Origin of the sequence: Burkholderia sp. BCC1993, assembly GCF_905339865.1 — a bacterium.
Lineage (GTDB): Bacteria > Pseudomonadota > Gammaproteobacteria > Burkholderiales > Burkholderiaceae > Burkholderia.
Map to the genome: position 1 here is coordinate 18,483 of NZ_CAJPGZ010000005.1, position 22,627 is coordinate 41,109.

Genomic DNA, 22,627 nt, shown 5'->3' on the forward strand with positions numbered 1-22,627 from the left:
CGGGCTGCCGGACGCCGGTCGCAAGCGTTTGCGCTCAGTCGCGCTCGGGCGTCGCCGAGATGCGGTGGATCGACAGGTCGGCACCGTCGAATTCGGCTTCGCGATCGAGGCGCAGCCCGACGGTCGCCTTCAGCGCGCCGTACACGAGCGTGCCGCCCGCGGTGGCGATCGCGATGCCGCCGAGCGTGCCGATCAGCTGCGACACGAACGACACGCCGCCGAGGCCGCCGAACGCGGGTTGCCCGAACACGCCGGCCGCGAGGCCGCCGAGCGCGCCGCACATCCCGTGCAGCGGCCACACGCCGAGCACGTCGTCGATGCGCCACTTGTTCTGCACGCAGGTGAACATCGCGACGAACAGTGCGCCGGCCGCGGCACCCGTGACGAGCGCGCCGATCGGGTGCATCACGTCGGAGCCCGCGCAGACGGCGACGAGGCCCGCGAGCGGGCCGTTGTACGTGAAGCCCGGATCGTTGCGGCCGGCCATCCACGCGGCGAGCGTGCCGCCGACCATCGCCATCAGCGAGTTCACGGCGACGAGGCCGCTGATCTTGTCGAGCGTCTGCGCGCTCATCACGTTGAAGCCGAACCAGCCGACCGCGAGCACCCACGCGCCGAGCGCGAGGAACGGGATGTTCGACGGCGGATGCGCGGCGATCCGGCCGTCCTTCGCATAGCGGCCGTGGCGGGCGCCGAGCAGCAGCACGGCCGGCAGCGCGACCCAGCCGCCGAATGCGTGCACGACGACCGAGCCCGCGAAATCGTGGAACGGCGCGCCGAATGCATGCGTGAGCCAGGCTTGCACGCCGAAGCGCTCGTTCCATGCGATCCCTTCGAAGAACGGATAGATGAAGCCGACGATGATCAGCGTCGCGACGAGCTGCGGATTGAATTTCGCGCGCTCCGCGATGCCGCCGGACACGATCGCGGGGATGGCCGCCGCGAACGTCAGCAGGAAGAAGAAGCGCACGAGCGCGTAGCCGTTGTGCTGCGACAGCGTGCCGATGTCGTCGAAGAACTCGACGCCATACGCGATCGTATAGCCGATGAGGAAGTACGCGAGCGTCGACACCGAGAAGTCGACCAGGATCTTCACGAGCGCGTTGACCTGGTTCTTCTTGCGGACCGTGCCGAGCTCGAGAAATGCGAAGCCCGCGTGCATCGCGAGCACCATGACGGCGCCGATCAACAGGAACAGTGTATCGACGCCGGATTTCAGACCATCCATGCCGTGGCTTCCTTGCGCAAAAAACGGGCGAGGAACGCAAGTATCGAGCCAACTTGGTGAACGGCTGCGTGCAATTGGTGCGAAGCGCCGTTTGGTGCGGCATTCCGGTGATGCCTGCACGATGACGGGGCAGGCCGCGTGTGGCGCGGATGTCATGACGGATGCACGCACGTGGTGCGATGCGTGCGCAACTGGTGCGTGCGATGCGCGCCGCGGTGCGGCGTGGTGCGCCGCGATGCACCGGTCTGGCGCGTCAGCGGCGCGCGAACAGCGCGCGCGGGCGCCGCAGCCGCCACGCGCTGGCGGACCAGTAGGCGGCGACGGTCGAGAGCCCGAGCGCCGCGAACGACAGCGCGGCGAGGCCCGCGCGCGACGGGTCGTCGCCGTCGGGGCCGAGGATGCCTTGCTGGACGATCAGCGCGGCCGTCCAGAAGCCGATCACCGCCTGCGCGAGCAGCCGGGCGCACGCGACGCGGCGCGGGCGCCCGGCGTCACGCAGGCGTGTCGCGGAGGGGGCGCGAAGACACAGGAACAGGGTGGCGGCAAGCACGGCAGCCAGCGTGATGAACCAGTCGATGAGGAAAGCCATGAAGGAAGCGGAACGCGGGTGGAGCGGATTGGAGTCTGCCCAATTTAGTGTCGGCGCGCGTGCGATTGAATCAGACAAGTCCGAAATTGAAAGGCATTTTTAATCGGGAGTCGGCATTGGCCCTGTTGCGGAGGCGGTATCATCGACACCGGTCCAACCATGCAGGCCGTGCGGCGCACGGCCGGAGATTGCTGATGAAGATGAAGACTTCGCGGGCGCGTCGCATGCCCGGGTCCATGCTGGCGGCCGCGGCCGTCGGCGCGGCGTTGTTGCTCGCAGGCTGCGAGAAGTCCGGCACGCCGGCCACGCACCCCGATACGGCCGCGAGCGCGGCCGCCGATGCCGCGAACAACGCGGCCAAGGCGCTCGACCAGGTGGCGAGCACCGTCAACCAGCAGATCAATGCCGCGAAGGCCGGCATCGCGAGCGCGGCATCGGCCGTGCCGCCGCTGTCCGCGAGCGGCCTCGCGTCCGCCGCGCAGGCGCAGATCGATGCGGCCGCTTCCGCGGTCGTCGCGCACGCGGCATCGGAAGCCGGCGCGAAGATCGCGGAGGCCGGCAAGAAGCTCCAGCAGTGGAGTCAGCAGAACGCGTCGGGTGCGAAGCCGGCCAGCGGCGAGTAGCGGGCCTTGCGCAATCCGTGAAATGTAATTATAGTGGTTACACATTGTCGCCGGCTGCCGTTCGGGCCGGCGTCGCCGAGTGAGTGAGGAATGAATACCAGCAGCCGGTTCGCGTTTGCCGTTCACGTGCTCGCCTTGCTGTCGATGCAGGAAGGCGCGCCGCTGTCGTCCGACATCATCGCGGGCAGCGTGAACACGAATCCGGCGCTGATTCGGCGTCTGTTGTCGATGCTGGCGGCCGCGGGGCTGACCACGTCGCAGCTCGGCGCGGGCGGCGGGGCGCTGCTGGCGCGCGAGCCGGGCGAGATCACGCTGCTCGACGTGTATCGCGCGGTCGACGATGCGCAGCTGTTCGCGCTGCACCGCGAGGCGCCGAATCCTGCGTGTCTCGTCGGGCGGCACATCCAGGGCGTGCTGATCGACTATATCGGCGACGCGCAGCGCGCGATGGAAGCATCGCTTGCCACGCGCACGCTCGCGGACGTCACGGCCGACGTGCTCGAATCGGAGCAGCGCGGCCGGCCGGCGGGGAGCGCGAGCGGCTGAGCGCAGGCAACGGATGAGGCAGGGCAGGAGGCCGGGTGGCGCATATGCGCGGCGCCCGGCGCGACGGAGTGCGGCTCCGTTTTTTTTCGGTCTTATATGTAATTGCTGTAGTTACTTATTTATTTCTGGAGAATCGACATGACGCAACGTTCCTTGAACATCGCACTGTTTGGCGCCACCGGGATGATCGGCTCGCGCATTGCCGCGGAAGCCGCGCGCCGCGGCCATCGCGTGACCGCGCTGTCGCGCCATGCGGGGGCGGCCGGCGACGGCATCACCGCGAAGGCGGTCGACCTGTTCGATGCGGCCAGCATCGCGGCCGCGCTGCCGGGCCACGACGTCGTCGCCAGCGCGTACAGCCCGAAACAGGACGATCCCGCCAAGGTCGTCGCCGCAGCGAAGGCGCTGGTGGAAAGCACGCGCCAGGCGGGCCTGAAGCGGCTCGTGGTGGTGGGTGGCGCCGGGTCGCTCGAGGTCGCGCCGGGCAAGCAACTGGTCGACACCGAAGGTTTCCCGGACGCGTACAAGGCGGTCGCGCTCGCGCACCGCGATGCGCTCGACTATCTGAAGACGGTCGGCGATCTCGACTGGACGTTCTTCGCGCCGGCCGCCCTGATCGCGCCGGGCGAGCGCACGGGCACGTTCCGCACGGGCGTCGGCAAGCTGATCGTGGACGCACAGGGCAATAGCAAGATCTCGGCGGAAGACTACGCGGTCGCGTTCGTCGATGCGCTCGAGCAAGACAGCTTCGTGCGCGAGATCGCGACCGTCGCGTATTGAGCGGCATCGTGGCGAGGCGGCGCGTAAGTGCCGCATTCGCCGTGAGCGGCGCGCGGCACGCAGCGCAGCCGCAGTGACTACGGGCGATTCCATCCCGACGGGTGGAATCGCCCGTTTCGTCCGGGTGCCGATGATTCATGGACCGATGCGTACGCGATCGTGCGCGACGCGGATCCTTCCCTGCCTGATTGGTATTTATCCCGGTCGACGCCGCGCAGCGGTTTCCATATTGTTCCCCGTCATGCAGGATGCATAGAAAAAATTTCTATCTACGAGGGACTGGGTAAATGGATGCCATCGATCGCAAGCTGCTGGAGCTGTTGCAGGCAGATGCCACATTGCCGATCGCGGAACTCGCACAGCGCGTGAACCTGTCGCAGACGCCCTGCTGGAAGCGCGTGCAGCGGCTCAAGGAAACCGGCGCGATCCGCGCGCAGGTCGCGCTGTGCGATCCGCGCAAGCTCGGGGTCGGCACGACCGTGTTTGTCGCGATCCGCACGAATCAGCACACCGAGGAGTGGGCGCAGCGTTTCACGCAGGCCGTGCGCGACATGCCGGAAGTTGTCGAGGTCTACCGGATGAGCGGCGAGACCGACTATCTGCTGCGGGTCGTGGTGGCCGGCATCGACGATTACGATCGCGTGTACAAGCAACTGATCCGCGCGGTGCCGCTGTTCGACGTGAGTTCGTCGTTCGCGATGGAGCAGATCAAGTATTCGACCGCGCTGCCGGTGCGCGATCTGGCCGAGCCGGCGTAGCGCGCGGGACGGCGTCGAGTCGCGTCGCGTCTCGTCTCGTCTCGTCGGTGCGTGTGGGTGGGTGGGTTGCGTGCCCCCGCCGCCGAGGCCCGCCGTCGTCGTGATGGCCCGCTCAGCGGCCGCGCGCCATCGCGCGTGCGCGTTCGTCCGCCAGCGCGTCGCGGCGCACGAACTCCGCGACGAACGGGCTGGCCGGCTGGTGATGGAGGGCGTAGGGCGTGTCCCATTGCGCGAGCCGGCCGTCCTTCATCACGCCGATCCGGTCGGCGATCGCGAACGCTTCAGCCTGGTTGTGCGTGACGAGGATCGCGGTGTGACCCGTGCGCTTGAGGATGTCGCGCAGCTCGAACGCGAGCCGCTCGCGCGTATCGACGTCGAGATTCGAGAACGGCTCGTCGAGCAGCAGCAGCTCCGGCGACGGCGCGAGCGCGCGGGCGAGGGCGACGCGCTGCTGCTGGCCGCCCGACAGTTCGTGCGGATACGCGCTGCCTGACGCGGCGAGGCCGACGAGTTCGAGCATGTCCGCGACGCGGGCGCGCCGCTCGGCCTTCGGCATGCGCCGCAGGCCGAACGCGACGTTGTCGGCCGCGCTCAGGTGCGGGAACAGCGCATAGTCCTGGAACATCATGCCGATGCGCCGCCGCTCGGGCGGCACGTCGAGCGATGGTGCCGAGACGGGCGTGCCGTCCAGCACGATGCGCCCCATGCGCACGGGCTCGAAGCCCGCGATCGCGCGCAGCACGGTGGTCTTGCCGCAGCCCGATGCGCCGAGCAGGCAGCCGATGTCGCCGCGCGGCAGCGCGAGGCTCAGCCCTTCGACCACCGTGCGGCGGCCGTGCGGCGTATCGTAGGCGACGCAGAGGTCGTCGAGTTCGAGCAGGTTCACGGTGTCAGGCTCCGAGCTTGTGACGGGTGCGTGCGAGCAGGATCACGGGCACGAGCCCGGCCAGCACGATCGCGAGCGCGGCGACCGCGCCTTCCTCGTAGGTGCCGCGCGCGGCTTCCGCATACAGCCAGGTCGCGAGCGTGTCGAAATTCAGCGGACGCAGCAGCAGCGTCGCCGGCAGCTCCTTCATCGCATCGACGAAGACGAGCAGCGCGCTCGTCGTGAGCGCGGGCCGCAGCAGCGGCAGGTGCACGCGGCGCAGCGTGCCGCCGGCCGTCTCGCCGAGCGAGCGCGCGGCCTGTTCGAGCGACGGCGGAATGCGCGCGAGGCCGGCTTCGATGCTGCCGGCCGAGATCGCGAGAAAGCGCACGGTGTACGCGATCACGAGCGCGGCCGCCGACCCCATCAGCAGCAGCCCGTCGCGGCCGAGCGCGGCACCCAGCAGCCGGTCGGCTGCCGCGAACGGGATCAGCAGGCCGATCGCGAGCACGGTGCCCGGCACCGCGTAGCCGAGGCTCGCGATTCGCGCACACACGCGGGCCGGGCCCGCACGCGCGCTGTCGCGCTGCGCGCGCGCCGCCCATGCGACGACCAGCCCGCACGCGAGCGTCGCGACCGTTGCGGCGGCGGCGATCGTCAGCGTATTCGCAAGCCCGGTCAGCAACTGCGCGGATACGCCGCCGACGAGATGCAGCCGCTTGCCGGTCTCGACCGCGAGGTACGCGGCCGGCGCGCCGAAGCCGAGCAGCACCGGCAGCCAGCCGAGCGCGGCGGCGCTCCATGCGGCCGTGCCCGTCAGCTTGCGCGGTGCGAGCGGACGCATGCGCCGGCCGTGCGCGTAGCGCTGGCGGCGGCGCCCGTGGCGTTCGAGCACGATCATGCCGACCACGATCGCGAGCATCGCGAGCGCGATCTGCGCGGCGCCCGCGAGATCGGAGCGCGTGATCCACGTGGTGTAGACCGATACGGTCAGCGTCTGCACGCCGAGGAATTCCGACGCGCCGATGTCGTTCAGCGTTTCGAGCAGCGCGAGGCTCACGCCGACCGCGATCGCGGGCCGCGCGAGCGGGACGACGACGCGCCAGAACGTCGCGATGCGTCCGGCGCCGAGCGTGCGCGCGGCTTCGAGCAGGCTCGCGGACTGCGTGACGAACATCGCGCGCGTGCTCAGGTACACATACGGATACAGCACGAAGCCGAGCACGAAGATCGCGCCGGGCAGCGAGCGCAGGTCGGGCAGGCGGAACTGGCGCGGGTTGTCGAAGCCGAGCAGCCAGCGGATCGCGCCCTGCACGGGGCCGATCGGGTGGAGCAGGTCGAGATACGCGAACGCGACGATGTAGGTGGGCACCGCGAGCGGCAGCAGCAGCGCCCAGGTCAGCATCCGGCGGCCCGGAAAATCGTATGCGGTGACGAGCCATGCGCAGCCGGTACCGACTACCGTGACGATCGCGCCAACGCCCGCGAGCAGCAGCAGCGTATTGGCGAGCGCCTGCGGCAGCACGAATTCGGCGAGGTGCTTCCAGTGCGCGAGATCGGCGCCGAGCGCGGCGGCGACCAGCACCGCGAGCGGCGCGGCGACCGCCGCGGCGATCGCGACGGCCGCGCCCAGCCAGAGGCTGCCCGCGCGCGACCGCAGCGGCCGGCGGCGCGCGCGGACGAACGCTGCATCAGTTGTCAAAGCCGACCTTGTCGACGAGCTGGCTGGCCGCCTTGCGGTGCTTCGCGATGTCGGCCAGCGGCAGCGGGTCGACCTTCAGCGTGCCGAAGCTCGCGATCACCGGATCGAGCTTCACGTTCGCGCGCACCGGGTATTCGTAGTTCGCCTGCGCATACAGCGCCTGCGCTTCCGGCGATACGAGGTACTCGAGCAGCTTCACCGCGTTGGCCTTGTGCGGCGCGTGCTTCGCGACCGTCGCGCCGCTGATGTTGACGTGCGTGCCGCCGCTCTTCGCGTTCGCGAACGTCGGCCGCACGACCTTGATCGCGTCGCCCCACTTGCGCGCGTCGCTGCCGGCTTCCGCGTTCTTCATGTGACCGACGTAGTACGCGTTCGCGAGGCCGACGTCGCAGATGCCGCCGAGAATGTCGCGCGCGACGTCGCGGTCGCCGCCCGTCGCCTTGCGCGCGAGGTTCGCCTTCACGCCGCGCAGCCACTTTTCGGTCGCGGCTTCGCCGTCGTGCGCGATCATCGCCGCGACGAGTGCCGTGTTGTACGGATGCTGCCCCGAGCGGATGCAGACCTTGCCCTTCCATTTCGGATCGGCGAGATCCTCGTAGCGGAACGCGTCGACCTTCAGGTCCTTCTCCACGTACAGCACGCGATCGCGCAGCGACAGCGCGTACCAGTCGCCCTGCGCGCCGCGCAGGTTCGCGGGGATCGCGTCGTCGAGCACCTTCGAGCGCACCGGTTGCGCGAGCCCGCCGTCGACGAGATCGAGCAGATTGCCGATGTCGACCGTCATCAGCACGTCCGCCGGCGACTGCGCGCCTTCCGCCTTCACGCGCTCGAGCAGGCCGTCCTTCACGAACACCGTGTTGACCTTGACGCCGCTCTGTTTCGTGAACGCGTCGATCAGCGGCTGGATCAGCTTCGGTTCGCGGGTGGTGTACAGGCTCACTTCCTCGGCCGCGTGGGCTAGCGGCGCGAACGCGGCGGCAAGGGCGAGGGCGCCGGCGAGCGGCAGCAGGCGGGTGCGCGGATTCGACATGGAGACTCCGATGAGGCAGGCGGACGAGGAAGCGTTCCGGGGCGTGCCTGCCGCCCGAGCGACCCGAAACATTACAAAGCGAAAGATTTTGGATTCTAGATCGGAATGGGAATGGTTATCAAATGAAAGGTGGTGGAAAGTGATGCGGAAGGAACGGGGAGGGGCACGGCGACGGGGCGTCGCAGCGGGTGCGCAAGCGCGTAGAATGCCGGCTTCAACGAATTCGACGGAGCCGCACCGACCATGAACGATCAGCGCAAGAAGAACCCTGTCCGCAACGTGAGCATCCTGATCGTCGTGGCCGTGCTGTTCGTCATCGGGACGATCGCGTACAACGCGATCTCGCAGAAGCACGCGTACGACGAGGCCCATCCGGCCGAGGCCGCGAGCGCTGCGTCGCATTGACGCTGACGCTGACGCTGACGCGGATGCGGATGCGCATGATCGCTGCGTGGCCCGGTCGGGCAGCCGGCGATGCGCGGAAACGGCGGGAAGGGTAGAAGCAGCGGCGGGCGATGCGCGAGGCGTCGCGCCGTGCCGGGAGAGACGCGGGCGCCGAAGCCGGCGCGCCGCATGCAAGGATCAGGCGTGCGTCATCGTGACGCAGGCGCAAACTTCGGGCGGATCCGGGCGTAGAACACGGCCGCGAGCAGCGCGAGCCACGCCGCGCCGACGTAGAGCGCGACACGCGTATCTTCGAACCAGCCGAGCATCACGATCACGAAGCCCATGAACGCGATCGTCAGCGCGGGCGCGACGGGCCACAGCGGCACCTTGAACTTCAGCGCCGCGACTTCCGCGCTCGACAGGCGACGGCGCATCGCGACCTGCGACAGCAGGATCATCAGCCACACCCACACGGTCGCGAACGTCGCGATCGCCGCGACCACCAGGAACACGTCCTTCGGCATCAGGTAGTTGAGCAGCACGCCGATGAGCAGCGCGCCGGCCATCACGAGCACCGTGACCCACGGCACGCCGTGCCGCGACGTCGTCATCAGCACGCGCGGCGCCTGGCCCTGCCGCGCCATCCCGAACATCATCCGGCCCGCGCCGAAGATGTCGCTGTTGATCGCCGAGATCGCCGCGCTGATCACCACGAGGTTGAGGATCGTCGCGGCCGACTTCACGCCGAGCGCCGAGAAGATCTGCACGAACGGGCTGCCGTCGCCGCCGACGCCGGTCCACGGGCTGATCGACATCAGCACGACCATCGTCAGCACGTAGAACAGCAGGATGCGCGCGGGCACCGCGTTGATCGCGCGCGGAATCACGCGCTCCGGGTCCTTCGCCTCGCCGGCGCTCATCCCGATCACCTCGATGCCGCCGTACGCGAAGATCACGACCGACAGCGACGCGATCAACCCGCCGATCCCGTTCGGGAAGAAGCCGCCATGGTTCCACAGGTTCGCGAAGGTCGGCACGTCGGCCGAATGGCCGAAATGCATGCCGGTCAGCAGGATCGCGACGCCGCCGCCGATCATCGCGACGATCGCGCCGACCTTGATGATCGACAGCCAGAATTCGAGCTCGCCGAACACCTTCACGTGGCACAGGTTCAGCCCGCAGATGATCGCGACGACGCCGAGCACCCAGATCCATTGCGGGACATCCGGAAACCAGAAGCCCATGTAGATGCCGAACGCGGTGATGTCGGCGATCGCGACGATCACCATTTCGAGTGTGTAGGTCCAGCCGGTGACGAAGCCCGCGAACGGGCCGAGGTTTTCGGTCGCGTAGTGGCCGAACGAGCCGGCGACGGGCTCGCGCACGGCCATCTCGCCGAGCGCGCGCATCACCATGTAGACGGCCGCGCCGCCCAGGATATAGGCCAGGATCACCGCCGGGCCCGCGAGCTGGATCGCGGACGCCGAGCCGTAGAACAGGCCGGTGCCGATCGCCGAGCCCAGCGCGAGAAAGCGGATGTGCCGCGCGCTCAGATGGCGCTGCAAGTTTTTCATCGAGTCTCCGATATCGTTTTATGCGACGGACCGGGCGAGCGGGGCCGGTCGCGATGGCTCAAGTTGTCTATACAACTTAAATGTGAACGAATGATAACAAGCCGGGCCGTGTGACCGGAATCGGGTATTCCCTGACTGGCGCAACCGGCGGAATCGGGCATGGGGCCATCGCGCGGCGGGCGCGCGGGCTGTATGGGGCGGGCGGGGCATGCGTCGGAAGGGTATTGCGGGAGCGGGGCGCGCCGCCTGCCGGCCCGCTTGCATGCGCGGGCGGCCGGCGGCGGGACAACTTCATGCCGTCATGCCGTCATGCGGGCAGGCGAATGACGCTTGCGTCCTTGCGGATCAGCAGCGACGACGCGAGCATCTGCTTGCACTGGTGCGCGAGCACCTTCAGGTCGTGCGTGAGCTCGGCGCCCACCGCGTCGGATTTTTCCGCGGACACGACCATCGCGTCGAGGTCGCGCGTGATCTGCTTCGTCGCGTCGAGCTGGTCGGCCGGCGGCGGCTCGCCGGCTTCCGCCTTCTCGAGATTCTCGAGCACGGCGGACAGGCCGCGGCGCAGCGCATCGTCGTGGACGAGGTGCGCGTCGGCCGCGCATGCGCTGCGGATCAGCGGTGCGGCGGCGGTGATCTGCGCGCCGAGCACGTGCGTCTGCACGAGCAGGTCGTTCAGTTCGGGCACGAAGCGCTGGTGCGCCTTCGGCTCGATCATCATCCGCTGGAACGCCTGGCCGAGGTTCGCGAACGCGATGTGCACGTCCTTGCGCGCGAGGCGGTAGCGGTAGTCGTCGTCGAGGGTGGCGGCCGGTGTCTCGATCGCCGCGGCGACGACCGGCACGACCGCCGCGCCGTCGGCGGCCGGCACCGGCGGCGGCGATGCGCTGCGCCCGGCGCGCCAGACGGCCTCGAAATACTTGCGGGTCGACGTCAGCATGTCGGTGACGAGCTTGCCCATCAGCCGGTATTCCCAGTACGGGAACAGGCGGCTCGCGGCGATCGCGATCATGCAGCCGACCACCGTGTCGATCGCGCGCTCGCCGATGATCCGCATGCTGCCCGGCGCGAGCAGATGGAACATCAGCAGTACATAAGACGACGTGAATACGACGCTCGCCGCGTAGTTGAACAGCAGCAGGCTGTAGCTCATCACCATCGACCCGAACATGATCGCGATCAGCAGGTGCGGCTCCTTGACCGTGTAGATCAGCGCGATGCTCGCCGCGCAGCCGATCAGCGTGCCGACGATACGCTGCGCGTTGCGCTGCTTGGTGAGCGAGTAGCCGGGCTTCAGGATGATGATGGTCGTCATCACGATCCAGTATGCGTTCGTGAGCGGCAGCAGCCGGCCGAGCCAGAAGCCGACCGCGACCGCGATCGTCACGCGCAGCGCGTGGCGGAAGCTTGGCGAGCGCATGTTCAGGTTCGAGAAGATCAGGAGCGGCGACATCCGGCGCCGCTGCAGGAAGCGCGTGAGCGCCTTGTCGATCTTCAGTTCGGTCTGCTGCGGGTCGGCATGGCCCGACAGGTTGCGGCGCATCCGGTCGATCAGGCGCGTCGCGCTCCAGATGCGCCGGAACGTCGCGAGCACGGCCGCGTAGGCTTCCGCGTTGGTGGCCGGGAAGCTCTTCTTGCGCATCAGCTCGATCTCGTACTCGATCGCGCGCAGTTCGGCCTTCACGCTGATGCGCGAATGCGGTGCGCGGTTCTCGAGCACCGCGAGGCCGATCTCCTCGAGATCGGCGGCCGCCTTGCAGATCAGGTCGCGATAGAAAATGATCAGGTCGGAGCCGCCGAACGTGTTGCGTATGAGCGGGTAGTCGGTATGTGCGCCAACGAACAGTTCGTGCAGGTCGACACTGTTGATGAACAGGTTGTACATCGTCGCGCGGCCGGGATCGAGCTTGCCGCGGCGCAGCTTCGGCAGGTTGCGCAACACGATGTCGCGCGCGGTTTCCTGCGTTTCGACCGCGGTGATCTGCTTCGCGACGAGATTGCGGTAGCACTCGTCGAGATCGGCGTCGAGATCGTAGAACCGCGCGCGCGCGAGCAGGTAGTCGGCGCACGCGAACAGGCTTTCGGCGAGCGCCTGCTGCTCGATCCGGCGCGCCTGCCATTGCGACACGAGCGTCGCCCAGTACGTGTACCAGAGGCCGCCCGCGAGAATCCAGCCGGCATTGACGAACGCCTGCAGCGGCGTGAACTTCTCCTCGAGCGTCATCACCATCATGAACAGCGTCGCGAAGCTGATCTGCGGCCAGCGGTTGCCGTAGACGACGATCAGCGACAGCACGAACGTGAGCGGCACGATCGTCAGCCACAGCGCGAAGATGTTCGGCGTGGCGAGGCCGGTCGCGAGCGCGGCCAGGAAGCCGATCACGCTGCACGCGAGCATTTCGTTGTGCTTGTACTTCAGCGGGCCCGGCATGTCGACGACGCACGCGCCGAGCGCGCCGGTCGAGATCGTGAAGCCGAGCTCCCGGTTGTGAAACACGATCAGGCACAGCACGGCCGGCAGCGATACGCCGACCGCGATCCGCAAGCCGCCGAAAAAGTACTGGCTGTAGAAAAATTTTCTGATTTCGACCGAATAGCGCATCGATGGGCTGAATGACAGACGAAGACGCCCGGGGCGGCGTATTGACTGGCGACGAGTCTATCGTATTTCGCGGTCCGCAAAACCTGGCCGTTCGGACGAGGTTCATCGCGACGGCCCTTTTGCTATCCTTGGTGCTCCCGTTCGCCCGGCCCGTCCGGCGCGAGGCTCCGACACCCGCTTCATGCTCCATCTCTTCTATTCGAACCGTCACGAAACGCTGGCCGACGCGCTGCTCGACGACCTGGCCGCATTCCCGGCCCGCAACGGCCCGTGGGCGCCGCAACAGGTCATCGTGCCGAGCGCGGCGCTGCGCCGCCGTCTGGAACTCGACATCGCCGCGCGCCACGGCGTGTGCGCGAACGTCGAGTTCACGTATCTCGCGCAATGGCTGTGGGCGCAGATCGGCCGCGTGCTGACGGTGCCGGCACGCTCGCCGTTCGCACCCGATCGCCTCGTGTGGCGCTGTTACCGGCTGTTCGCGCAGGGCGCGGGCGGCGCGCCGTGGCTCGCGTCGCCGCGGCTGGCCGCGTATCTGTCCGCGTCCGACGATGCAATGCGCTACGAGCTCGCGCAGCGCGTCGCGGCCGTGCTCGATCATTACCTGACTTACCGACCGGAATGGCTGGCCGCGTGGCAGGCCGGCGAATCGGTGCTCGCGGGCGACGCCGCGCCGCGCGGGATCAGCGACGCCGCACGCGACGACGAGCGCTGGCAGGCCGCATTGTGGCGCGCGCTGCTCGCGGAGCTGAGCGACAGCGGCACGCCGCCCGCGCATCGCTTCCTCGTGGAGGCGCGCAACCTCGATCCCGAAACCGTCCCGCGTGCCGACTGGCCTGAATCGGTCAGCGTGTTCGCGCTGCCGACGATGCCGCCGCTGCACGTCGCGCTGCTGCGCGAGCTGTCGCGCTGGATCGACGTGCGCGTCTATGCGCTCAATCCGTGCCGCGAATTCTGGTTCGACATCGTCACCGCCGCGCATGCCGAGGCGCTCGACGCGGCCGGCCGGCTCGACTACCAGGAAGTCGGCCATCCGCTGCTCGCCGAGTGGGGCCGGCAGACACAGGCGCAGCTGCACATGTTGCACGAACTGACTGAAAGCGCCGCGTCAGGCGATGCGTCGCGTTTCGTCGGGAATCCCGCGCCGACCTGGCTTGCGCGCGTGCAGAACGCGATCCTCGACCTGCAGCCGGAGGCCGCGCTCGGCGAAGCGCCGGTCGAGCGCGGGATCGAGGTGCACGTGTGCCACAGCCTCGCGCGCCAGCTCGAGGTGCTGCATGACCGCCTGCTCGCGTGGTTCGATGCGGACGCGACGCTGCAGCCGTCCGATGTGCTGGTGGCGGTCGCCGATCTCGCGGCGGCCGGGCCGCTGATCGATGCCGTGTTCGGCACGGCGGGCGCTGGCGGCGCGCGCGTGCCTTACCGGATCACCGGCCTGCCGCCGTCGCAGGCGAACCCGGTCGCGCGCGTGCTGCTCGAATGGCTCGCGTTGCCGGAACGGCAGGTCGGCGCGCCGGAGCTGGTCGAATGGCTGCGCGTCGACGCGGTGGCGGCCCGTTACGGCATCGACGCGGCCGCGCTCGAGACGGTGCAGACCTGGCTCGCGGCCGCCGGCGCGCGGCGCGGGCTGTCGCCGACGGCGAGCGACGATGCGGCGGTGCCTGCGCCGCGCCATACGTTTTCCGATGCGCTCGCGCGGCTGTTCCTCGGCTATGCGATGCCCGAAGGCGCGGCACCGGTCGGCGCGTGGCTGCCGATCGAGGCGGCCACCGGCAGCGAGGCCGAACTGCTCGGCCGGCTCGCGCGCTTCACGGACGATCTCGACGGCTTCTCGCGACGGCTCGCCGACGCACACCCGCCGCGCGCATGGAGCGAACTGTTCGCCGACACGCTCGCACGGTTCTTCGACTCCGGCGCCGCGTATGCCGATGCGCTCTCGGGCGTGCGCGACGCGCTCGACGCGATGCTCGCCGCGATGACGGAAGGCGCGCCCGACGAGGCCTTGCCCGCGGCCGTCGTGCGCGCGGGGCTGGCCGCCGCGCTCGACGATCCGGCGCGCGGCGGGGTGCCGTGGGGCGGCGTCACGTTCTCGTCGCTGACGAGCTTGCGCGGGCTGCCGTACCGCGTCGTGTGCCTGCTCGGGATGGACGACGGCGTGCTGCCGAGCCTCGCCCGCGCGGACGAGTTCGACCTGATGGCCGTGTTGCCGAAGCTCGGCGACCGGCAGCGCCGCGACGACGAGCGCAACCTGTTGCTCGACCTGCTGCTCGCCGCGCGCGACCGGCTGCTGATTGCCTATACGGGGCGCAGCATTCGCGACAACGCGCCGTTGCCGCCCGCGGCGCTCGTCGACGAACTGCTCGACCATCTCGCGCTCGTCACGGCCGGCGCGGACGCCGCGCCGGACGCGGTCGATGCCGCGCGGCGCGCGTTCATCGTCGAACATCCGCTGCAACCGTTCGCGGCCGAGTATTTCCGGCCCGGCAGCGAACTGGCTTCGTACGACGCCGAGCGCGCGACACTCGCGTCGCTGCTGGCAGCCGAAGCCGCGCGCGACGCGACGCGCGAGCCGCCGTTCTTCGCGCAGCCGCTGCCGGCCGAGCCGGTCGAGCCTGTCGCGTTCAGCGAATTCGAACGCTTCTGGCGGCATCCGGCCCGCGCGCTGCTGCGCGCGCGGCTCGGCATCGTGCTGTCCGACGCGCAGGCCGAACTGCTCGACACGGAGCCGTTCGCACTCGACTTCGCGGGCAGCGACGCGCTCGCCGAGCGCGTGCTGCCGCTCCTGATCGAATCGGACGAAGGGGGCGTGCACGATCATGCGCTGCGCATCGCGGACGCCAGCCCGGAATTGCCGGGCGGCGCGACGGGCGCCGTCTGGCGCGACCAGGCGCTCGGCTCGATGACGCAGCTTGCGTCGAACGTGCGGCGTGCGCTGGCCGACGGCATGGAACGGCGGCCGTTCACGCTCGCGATCGCGCCCGCATGGCCCGACACCGACCAGGCGCTGTTCGGCGCCGATGACGCGATGCTGTCAGTCGATGCGGTGAGTGCGCCACTCGAGCTGCACGGTACGCTGAACCGGCTGACGCCGGCCGGCCAGATCATCTATCGCTACGCACGGCCGAGCGCGCGTGACTACCTGTCCGCGTGGCTCGCGCACCTCGTCTACTGCGCGGTGGAGCCCGACGGTCCGCGCCGCACGCTGTGGTTCGGCAGCGGCGGTGCCTTCGAGCTCACGCCGGTCGCGGCGCCGCTCGAGCGCCTCGCGCCGCTCGTCGCGCTGTTTCGCGCGGGGCGGCGCATGCCGCTGCGGTTCTTCCCGCGCAGCGCATGGGCGTGCGTGTCCGACGGCGAGGCGAAGGCCGCGAGCGTGTGGATCAACGAGCGCGTGGTGAGCGAAGCCGACGATCCGGCCATCGCGATCGCATGGCGCGGCGCGCATCCGTCGCTCGACGAGCCGTTCGGCACGCTCGCGCGGCTCGTGTTCGAGCCGATGCTGGAACACCTGAAGGAGGTCGCATGAGCGCCGCATCCCAGCCGCAGGCGGCGCTCGAACTCGACGTGTTCGCGTGCCCGCTCGACGGCGTCAACCAGATCGAGGCGTCGGCCGGCACCGGCAAGACCTGGAACATTTGCGCGCTTTACGTGCGCCTGTTGCTGGAGAAAGACCTCGGCGCGGACGAAATCCTCGTCGTGACCTTCACGAAGGCGGCGACGGCCGAATTGCACGAGCGGATCCGCGGGCGGCTGGCGCAGCTTGCGCACGCGCTCGATACCGGTGACGATGGCGGCGATCCGTTCGTCGCGCGCCTGCTCGAGACGACGCTCGGCGAAGCCGGCGCGCTCGACCCCGAGACTGCCGCCAAGCGGATCCGGCGTGCGTTGCGCGCATTCGACCAGGCGGCGATCCACACGATCCACGCGTTCTGCCAGCGTGCGCTGCAGGAAGCGCCGTTCGCGGCCGCGATGCCGTTCGCGTTCGACATGCAGGCCGACGATGCGGCGCTGCGCTTCGAGCTTGCGGCGGACTTCTGGCGCACGCGCGTCGAACCGATGGCCGCGCGCTGGCCCGGCTTCGCGACGTGGCTCGTCGATTCGGGCGCGGGCCCGGCCGCGCTCGACGCGCAGCTCGCGCGGCGGCTGAAGAAGCCGCTCGCCGCGCTGCGCTGGGACGGCGTCGTCGAACCGGACGAATCGGCGGAGGCCGCTGCCGCCGAATGCTTTGCGGAAGCCGCGCGGATGTGGGCCGGCGAGCGCGATTCGATCGACGCGTTGCTGCGCACCGCCCAGCCCGCGCTGAACCAGCGTTCGCACAAGCCCGACGCGCTCGCCGATGCGCTCGCAGCGTGGTCTGCGCATTTCGCGCAGGGCAATGCTGCGGCCGCTCTGCCGAAGGCGGCGCTCAAGCTCACGCGCACCGCGCTCGCAAAGGCGACGAAAAAGGGCGGCGCGACCCCCGAGCACCCGTTCTTCGACGTGGCCGACGCGCTCGAAGCGGCCGTGGCTGCGGCCGAGGCCGCGCAGCGCGCACGCTGGCTCGCGCTGATCGCCGACTGGCTCGACACCGCGCCGGGCGCGCTGGCCGAACGCAAGCGCACTCGCCGCGTCGTGTCGTTCGACGACCTGCTCGCGCACCTGTATCACGCGCTGCATGCGCATCCGTGGCTCGCCGAGACGCTGCGCGCGCGCTATCCGGCCGCGCTGATCGACGAATTCCAGGATACCGACCCGCTGCAGTTCGCGATCTTCGACCGGATCTTCGCGCCGGGCGGCCCGCTCTTTCTCGTCGGCGATCCGAAGCAGGCCATCTACAGCTTCCGTGCGGCGGATCTGCATACGTATCTCGCCGCGCGAGCAAGCGCGAGCGCGTGCTACACGCTCGCGGTCAACCAGCGCTCGACGCCGGCGATCGTCGCTGCGTGCAACCGCTTCTTCATGTCGAACCCGCGCGCGTTCGTGCTCGACGGGCTCGACTATTACGCGGTGCGGGCCGGCACGCGCGTGCGTGCACCGTTCGTCGACGGCACCGATCCGGGCCCGGCCGGCGATTTCCGGATCTGGGCGCTGCCGGGCGGCGACGGGACGCTGCTCAAGCGCGACGCACAGGCACAGGCCGCCCAGGCGTGCGCGGCCGAGATTGCCCGGCTGATGCGCGGCGCGCGCGAAGGGCACGTGCGGCTCGGGCGTACGCCGCTGTCGCCGGGCGACATCGCGGTGCTGGTGCAGACGCACCGGCAGGGCAGCCTCGTGAAGCGCGTGCTCGCCACGTGGGGCATCGGCAGCGTCGAGCTTGCGCAGGCGTCGGTGTTTTCGACCGGCGACGCGGAGCAGCTCGAGCGCGTGCTGGCGGCGATCGATGCGCCGGGCGACCTGCGGCGCCTGCGCGCGGCGCTGGCGGCCGACTGGTTCGGCCTCGATGCGGGTGCGCTGTGGCGAATGGAGCAGGGCGACGGCGACGCGTCGCGCGAAGCTGACGACAGTGCGGACGCGATGAGCTGGGTCGAGCGCTTCTCGCGCTATCGGCTGCTGTGGCGCGAACGCGGCTTCGCGGTGATGTGGCGCACGTTCACGCGCGAACTGCGGATCGCCGAGCGGCTGATGGCCGGCGCGGACGGCGAACGCCGCGTGACCGACATCAACCATCTGGCCGAGCTGACGCAGGCGCGCGCGTCCGCGCAGCCGGGCATCGCGCCGACGCTGCGCTGGCTCGCCGCGCAACGGCTCGACGGCGGCGGCGAGGAGGCCCAGTTGCGTCTCGAATCCGATCGCAACCTCGTGCAGATCGTGACCGTGCACAAGTCGAAGGGCCTCGAATACGCGGTCGTGTTCTGTCCGTTCCTGAACGACGGCGGGCTGCGCGAGCCGCCCGCGTCGGCGCTGCCCGACGCCCGCGAGTATCACGACGACGCGGGCGACGCCGTGCTGCATTACGGGTGCGACGACGAAGCCGCCGAGCATGCCGCGCGCCAGGCGCTGCGCGAACAGGCGGCAGAACGCGCGCGGCTCGTCTACGTGGCGCTCACGCGCGCGGTCTACCGGTGCTATCTCGTCGCCGGGCCTTATCTGTCGTCGCGCTCGACCCGCGAGGCGCGGCGCAGCGTGCTGAACTGGCTCGTGGCCGGCGCCGGCCAGTCGTTCGACGCGTGGCTCGACGAGCCGCCCGACGAAGCGGCGCTCGACGCGGCGTGGCACGCACTCGCGAGCGGGCCCGTGAGCGTTGCACCGTTGCCGGTGCCGGCGCGCCGTGAGCGGCTCGCGGCCGGGCACGATGCATCGCAGACGCTCGCGGCACGTCATGCGACGCGCGTATTGCGCGACGCGTGGCGGATGGCGAGCTTCAGTTCGCTGACCGCGTCGATGGCACGCGAGGAAGCAGGCGTCGCGGTCGTGCCGGACGAGGAGCTGCGGCCCGATCACGATGCGCTTGCCGCCGTGGCGCCGGACGGCGCGTTCGCCGTGGCCGACACGGCTGCGCTCGAGCCGCCGGACGACGACATCCTCGTGTTTCCGCGCGGTGCGGCAGCCGGAGAATGCCTGCACCGCCTGTTCGAACTCAGCCGGTTCACCGAGCCCGATTCGTGGCACCGGGCGGCGCTCGGCGCGCTGCATGACCGGCCGGTCGAGGCCGAGCCCGAACTCGCGACGCGCCTGCCGGCGATGATGGCGCGGCTCGTCGGCGATGTCGTGCGCACGGAGCTCGTGCCGGGCATGCGGCTTGCGGATCTCGATCCCGCCAGGCGGCTCGACGAAATGGGTTTCCTGTTCCCGGCGCCGTCGCTCGAGCTGGGCGCGCTGCGCAGGTTGCTGGTCGCGCACGGCTATCCGGACGTTGCGCTGGACGCGGGCATGCTCGCCGGTTTCATCAAGGGTTTCATCGACATGATCGTCGAACACGACGGCCGCTTCTGGATCGTCGACTGGAAGTCGAACCACCTCGGCAATACGCCGGATGCCTATGGCCCGCGCGCGCTCGACGTCGCGATGGCCGATCACGCGTATCACCTGCAGGCACTGCTCTATACGGTCGCGCTGCATCGCTATCTGCGCGGGCGGCTGCCCGACTACGACTACGACACGCACATGGCGGGCTACCTGTACCTGTTCGTGCGCGGCGTGCGGCCCGGCTGGCGCAGCGGCGGCGAACCGGCCGGCGTGCATGCGCGGCGGCCCGCGCGCGAACTCGTCGACGCGCTCGACCGGATGATGGAAGGGGGCCGCGCATGAACGTCACCGACGATACGCTCGAATTCACCGGTGGCCTCGTCGCGCGCCTGCCCGAGCCCGCGGATTTCGGCATCGCGCTCGCGGAAGGGTTCGCGCGGCGCATCGGCGACCTGTCGCGCCGCGCGGATGCGCCGGCCGCGGCCGCGCGCTGGGCGGCGCGCGCCGCGTTCGCGACGAGCCGGGCGACCGCGGGCGGTCACGTGTGCGTGTCGCTCGGCGCGCTCGCGCAGCGCTACGAGGAACCGGTCGACGACGTGCGCGCGGCGCTTGCCGCGAGCGGCGTGGTGGCGTTCGGCACGCTCGCGCGCGGCGACGAGCGGCCGCTGATCGTCGACCGGCACGACCATCTGTATCTGGCGCGCTATTTCGACTACGAACGTCGGCTCGCCGATGCGCTCGTCGCGCAGGCCGGCGTCGCCGCGCCGGGCGACGCGCTGTCGCCGGACCGGTTGCGCGACAGTCTCGCGCGTTACTTCGGGCCCGCGACGGGCGAGGTGGACTGGCAGCGCGTCGCGGCGATCGTTGCGCTGACGGGACGCGTGACGATCGTCAGCGGCGGCCCCGGCACCGGCAAGACGACGACCGTCGTCGGCGTGCTGGCTTGTCTGCTCGACGCGCATCCGGGGTTGCGCATCGCGCTGGCGGCACCGACCGGCAAGGCTGCGCAGCGGATGCAGGAAGCGCTGCACGCGCGGGCGGGCGACCTGCCGCCGGAACTTGCCGCGCGCCTGCCGGACACGTCGTACACGTTGCACCGCCTGCTGGGCGGCGGCGGAGCGGCGGGCTTCCGCCATCATCGCGACAATCCGTTGCCGTACGACCTGATCGTGGTCGACGAGGCGTCGATGATCGACGTCGCGCTCGCCGCGCATCTGCTCGATGCGCTCGCGCCCGGCGCACGACTCGTGTTGCTCGGCGACAAGGATCAGCTTGCCGCGGTCGAAGCCGGCGCCGTGTTCGCCGAACTCAGCGCACGGCCGACGTTTACCGCCACGGCGCGCACGCGCATCGCGGACGCGCTCGGGATCGACGAAGCGGCGTTCGTCGCGGCGTTGCCGGTGCCGGACGGCGAGGCGGCGGGGGCGGTTGCCGCGCCAATTCCAGCGCCGGCATCCGTTCCGTCATCGGCTGCTGCTGCGCGCAAGGCGTCGGCGCGGCGGAACGTGGATACGCGCCAGGCGTCGCTGTTCGACGACGAGCCGCAGGCTGAAGCGGTTTCGCCGGCTGATGCCGCGCCACCCGCGGCTTCGTTGCCGCCTGCGGCGCTTGCATCGACCGACACCGATCGCACCTCGGCGGCCACCGATCCTGCATGGATCGAGGCCGACGAACTCGCGTGGCTCGACGCGGTCGAGCTCACGCCGTTCGATCCGGCCGCTGCGGGCGATCCGGCATGGGCGTCGACCGTTGCAACGCGCGCCGACGACGGCGTTGCCGCCGCTTCCCCCGCACCCGCACCGCTCGCAGACTGCGTCGTGTGGCTCGAACGCAATTACCGCTTCGGTCTCGATTCGGCGATCGGCCGCCTGTCGCTCGCGATCCGCCGCGGCGACGTGCAGGGCACGCTCGACGCGTTGCCGACGGACGATGCCGCGGCCGCGTCGTTTCATGACGACGCGGGCGACACGCTTGCGGCGTCGACGGTCGAGCGGCTCGCGCGCCGGTTTGGCGCCTACCTCGATGCGTTGCGCGCCGCGTTGTCCGAGCCGGTGCCCGACCCGTTGCCGTTGTTCGATGCGCTCAACCGCTTCCGGATCCTGTGCGCGACGCGCACGGGCTCGCGCGGCGCCGAGCACGTCAATGCGCTGGTGGCCACGCATGTGCGACATGCCGCGCGCGTGCCGCTCGCGGTCGGCGCACACTGGTTCACCGGGCGGCCGATCATGGTGACGCGCAACGACTATGCGCTCGGGCTGTTCAACGGTGACATCGGCATCGCGCTGCCGGACGCGCACGGCGTGCTGCGCGTGTGGTTCCGCCGCGCGGACGGCACCGCGCGCGCCGTGTCGCCAGCAGCGCTGCCGCCGCACGAAACGGCGTTCGCGCTGACCGTCCACAAATCGCAAGGCTCCGAATTCGACGAGGCCGCGCTCGTGCTGCCGGCGTCGTTCAGCCGCGTGCTCACGCGCGAACTCGTCTATACGGCCGTCACGCGCGCGCGTACGCGCGTGCAGGTGATCGGCCCGCGGCGTGTGCTGGCGCAGGCGGTCGCGACGCGCACGCAACGCGATTCGGGCCTGGCGACCCGCGTCGACGAGGCGCTCGCGCGGCGCCGCAAGGAGACGTCGCAATGATGATCCGCTACACGCTCGATCCGGCCGAAGTCGAATGGACCGCCGTGCGCGCGCAGGGCGCGGGCGGCCAGAACGTCAACAAAGTATCGAGCGCGATTCACCTGCGCTTCGACATCCGCGCGTCGTCGCTGCCGCCCGTCATCAAGGAGCGGCTGCTCGCGCTGTCCGACCAGCGCATCACGCGCGACGGCATCGTCGTGATCAAGTCGCAGGAATACCGCACCCAAGAGAAAAACCGCGACGCAGCGCTCGCGCGGCTCGATGCGTTGATCGGCAGCGTCGCGTTCACGCCGCGCGCGCGCGTGGCGACACGGCCGACGCGCGCATCGAAGGAGCGGCGGCTCGAACACAAGTCGCGCCGCAGCGTGGTGAAATCCGGAAGAGGGAAGGTGATCGACTGACGGAAGGCTGACCCGGCCGACCCGGCCGGC

16 protein-coding genes are annotated in these 22,627 nt (G+C 70.0%); 9 read left to right on the forward strand and 7 right to left on the reverse strand.

Annotation, left to right across the window (positions count from 1 at the left end; translation table 11 throughout):
* Positions 1 to 34 precede the first annotated feature (34 nt).
* Both U4Y91_RS09190 and U4Y91_RS09195 read right to left on the reverse strand, forming a co-directional pair.
* The gene (locus U4Y91_RS09190; protein ID WP_321804804.1) at positions 35 to 1,228 is read right to left on the reverse strand and encodes an ammonium transporter; all 1,194 of its coding nucleotides are present in this window, start codon (positions 1,226 to 1,228) and stop codon (positions 35 to 37) included.
* A gap of 253 nt (positions 1,229 to 1,481) precedes the next feature.
* On the reverse strand, positions 1,482 to 1,817 hold the full coding sequence (locus U4Y91_RS09195) for a hypothetical protein (RefSeq protein WP_321804805.1): 336 nt from the start codon (positions 1,815 to 1,817) through the stop codon (positions 1,482 to 1,484).
* A gap of 194 nt (positions 1,818 to 2,011) precedes the next feature.
* On the opposite strand from U4Y91_RS09195, the gene U4Y91_RS09200 reads away from it, so the two are divergent.
* The 4 genes from U4Y91_RS09200 to U4Y91_RS09215 all read left to right on the forward strand — a co-directional run bounded on the left by U4Y91_RS09200 (position 2,012) and on the right by U4Y91_RS09215 (position 4,524).
* A complete protein-coding gene (locus U4Y91_RS09200) occupies positions 2,012 to 2,440 on the forward strand; it encodes a hypothetical protein (RefSeq protein WP_321804806.1) in 429 nt (142 codons plus the stop codon).
* Between the two features lie 90 nt (positions 2,441 to 2,530).
* Positions 2,531 to 2,986, forward strand: coding sequence for an Rrf2 family transcriptional regulator (locus tag U4Y91_RS09205; RefSeq protein WP_321804807.1), 456 nt, complete (start codon positions 2,531 to 2,533; stop codon positions 2,984 to 2,986).
* 138 nt (positions 2,987 to 3,124) lie between these two features.
* Positions 3,125 to 3,766, forward strand: coding sequence for an NAD(P)-dependent oxidoreductase (locus tag U4Y91_RS09210; protein WP_321804808.1), 642 nt, complete (start codon positions 3,125 to 3,127; stop codon positions 3,764 to 3,766).
* Positions 3,767 to 4,053: 287 nt separating this feature from the next.
* Entirely contained in the window at positions 4,054 to 4,524 is a 471-nt protein-coding gene (locus tag U4Y91_RS09215; protein ID WP_011351482.1) for an Lrp/AsnC family transcriptional regulator, read from the forward strand.
* A gap of 112 nt (positions 4,525 to 4,636) precedes the next feature.
* Here U4Y91_RS09215 and U4Y91_RS09220 read toward each other — a convergent pair whose 3' ends face one another.
* The 3 genes from U4Y91_RS09220 to U4Y91_RS09230 are packed head-to-tail and all read right to left on the reverse strand — an operon-like array spanning position 4,637 to position 8,121.
* Positions 4,637 to 5,410 (reverse strand): ABC transporter ATP-binding protein, encoded by a 774-nt coding sequence (locus tag U4Y91_RS09220; protein ID WP_321804809.1) that lies wholly within the window; start codon positions 5,408 to 5,410, stop codon positions 4,637 to 4,639.
* A 4-nt stretch (positions 5,411 to 5,414) separates the two neighbouring features.
* A complete protein-coding gene (locus tag U4Y91_RS09225) occupies positions 5,415 to 7,091 on the reverse strand; it encodes an iron ABC transporter permease (RefSeq protein ID WP_321804810.1) in 1,677 nt (558 codons plus the stop codon).
* A complete protein-coding gene (locus U4Y91_RS09230) occupies positions 7,081 to 8,121 on the reverse strand; it encodes a Fe(3+) ABC transporter substrate-binding protein (RefSeq protein WP_321801323.1) in 1,041 nt (346 codons plus the stop codon). The genes U4Y91_RS09225 and U4Y91_RS09230 overlap by 11 nt, the downstream gene beginning before the upstream one ends.
* 243 nt (positions 8,122 to 8,364) lie before the next feature.
* Between U4Y91_RS09230 and U4Y91_RS09235 the strand changes: the two genes are divergently transcribed.
* A complete protein-coding gene (locus tag U4Y91_RS09235; protein ID WP_321804811.1) occupies positions 8,365 to 8,526 on the forward strand; it encodes a hypothetical protein in 162 nt (53 codons plus the stop codon).
* A 188-nt stretch (positions 8,527 to 8,714) separates the two neighbouring features.
* Here the strand turns inward: U4Y91_RS09235 and U4Y91_RS09240 are convergent, their stop codons facing one another.
* Together U4Y91_RS09240 and U4Y91_RS09245 are read right to left on the reverse strand one after the other, a co-directional pair.
* The gene (locus tag U4Y91_RS09240) at positions 8,715 to 10,082 is read right to left on the reverse strand and encodes an amino acid permease (RefSeq protein ID WP_321804812.1); all 1,368 of its coding nucleotides are present in this window, start codon (positions 10,080 to 10,082) and stop codon (positions 8,715 to 8,717) included.
* Positions 10,083 to 10,389: 307 nt separating this feature from the next.
* Positions 10,390 to 12,681 (reverse strand): FUSC family protein, encoded by a 2,292-nt coding sequence (locus U4Y91_RS09245; RefSeq protein WP_321804813.1) that lies wholly within the window; start codon positions 12,679 to 12,681, stop codon positions 10,390 to 10,392.
* Positions 12,682 to 12,862: 181 nt separating this feature from the next.
* Here U4Y91_RS09245 and recC point away from each other — a divergent pair, with 181 nt between their 5' ends.
* Genes recC through arfB form a run of 4 tightly spaced genes read left to right on the forward strand, consistent with a single transcriptional unit; the run spans position 12,863 to position 22,597 of the window.
* A complete protein-coding gene (gene recC, locus U4Y91_RS09250; protein ID WP_321804814.1) occupies positions 12,863 to 16,201 on the forward strand; it encodes an exodeoxyribonuclease V subunit gamma in 3,339 nt (1,112 codons plus the stop codon).
* Positions 16,198 to 19,902, forward strand: coding sequence for an exodeoxyribonuclease V subunit beta (recB, locus tag U4Y91_RS09255; RefSeq protein ID WP_321804815.1), 3,705 nt, complete (start codon positions 16,198 to 16,200; stop codon positions 19,900 to 19,902). The genes recC and recB overlap by 4 nt, the downstream gene beginning before the upstream one ends.
* On the forward strand, positions 19,899 to 22,196 hold the full coding sequence (locus U4Y91_RS09260) for an AAA family ATPase (RefSeq protein ID WP_321804816.1): 2,298 nt from the start codon (positions 19,899 to 19,901) through the stop codon (positions 22,194 to 22,196). Before recB ends, U4Y91_RS09260 begins: the two co-directional genes overlap by 4 nt.
* Positions 22,193 to 22,597 carry an alternative ribosome rescue aminoacyl-tRNA hydrolase ArfB gene (gene arfB / locus U4Y91_RS09265; RefSeq protein WP_063548829.1) on the forward strand — a complete coding sequence of 135 codons (405 nt, stop codon included), beginning with the start codon at positions 22,193 to 22,195 and terminating at the stop codon, positions 22,595 to 22,597. Before U4Y91_RS09260 ends, arfB begins: the two co-directional genes overlap by 4 nt.
* Positions 22,598 to 22,627: the final 30 nt, after the last annotated feature.

Bases quoted from the DNA above. Each gene is read 5' to 3' on its own strand.
- U4Y91_RS09210 (WP_321804808.1), top strand. From the start codon at position 3,125: ATGACGCAACGTTCCTTGAACATCGCACTGTTTGGCGCCACCGGGATG.
- U4Y91_RS09230 (WP_321801323.1), bottom strand. From the start codon at position 8,121: ATGTCGAATCCGCGCACCCGCCTGCTGCCGCTCGCCGGCGCCCTCGCC.
- U4Y91_RS09190 (WP_321804804.1), bottom strand. From the start codon at position 1,228: ATGGATGGTCTGAAATCCGGCGTCGATACACTGTTCCTGTTGATCGGC.
- U4Y91_RS09205 (WP_321804807.1), top strand. From the start codon at position 2,531: ATGAATACCAGCAGCCGGTTCGCGTTTGCCGTTCACGTGCTCGCCTTG.
- U4Y91_RS09195 (WP_321804805.1), bottom strand. From the start codon at position 1,817: ATGGCTTTCCTCATCGACTGGTTCATCACGCTGGCTGCCGTGCTTGCC.
- U4Y91_RS09245 (WP_321804813.1), bottom strand. From the start codon at position 12,681: ATGCGCTATTCGGTCGAAATCAGAAAATTTTTCTACAGCCAGTACTTT.
- U4Y91_RS09215 (WP_011351482.1), top strand. From the start codon at position 4,054: ATGGATGCCATCGATCGCAAGCTGCTGGAGCTGTTGCAGGCAGATGCC.
- U4Y91_RS09260 (WP_321804816.1), top strand. From the start codon at position 19,899: ATGAACGTCACCGACGATACGCTCGAATTCACCGGTGGCCTCGTCGCG.
- arfB (WP_063548829.1), top strand. From the start codon at position 22,193: ATGATGATCCGCTACACGCTCGATCCGGCCGAAGTCGAATGGACCGCC.
- recB (WP_321804815.1), top strand. From the start codon at position 16,198: ATGAGCGCCGCATCCCAGCCGCAGGCGGCGCTCGAACTCGACGTGTTC.
- U4Y91_RS09240 (WP_321804812.1), bottom strand. From the start codon at position 10,082: ATGAAAAACTTGCAGCGCCATCTGAGCGCGCGGCACATCCGCTTTCTC.
- recC (WP_321804814.1), top strand. From the start codon at position 12,863: ATGCTCCATCTCTTCTATTCGAACCGTCACGAAACGCTGGCCGACGCG.
- U4Y91_RS09200 (WP_321804806.1), top strand. From the start codon at position 2,012: ATGAAGATGAAGACTTCGCGGGCGCGTCGCATGCCCGGGTCCATGCTG.
- U4Y91_RS09235 (WP_321804811.1), top strand. From the start codon at position 8,365: ATGAACGATCAGCGCAAGAAGAACCCTGTCCGCAACGTGAGCATCCTG.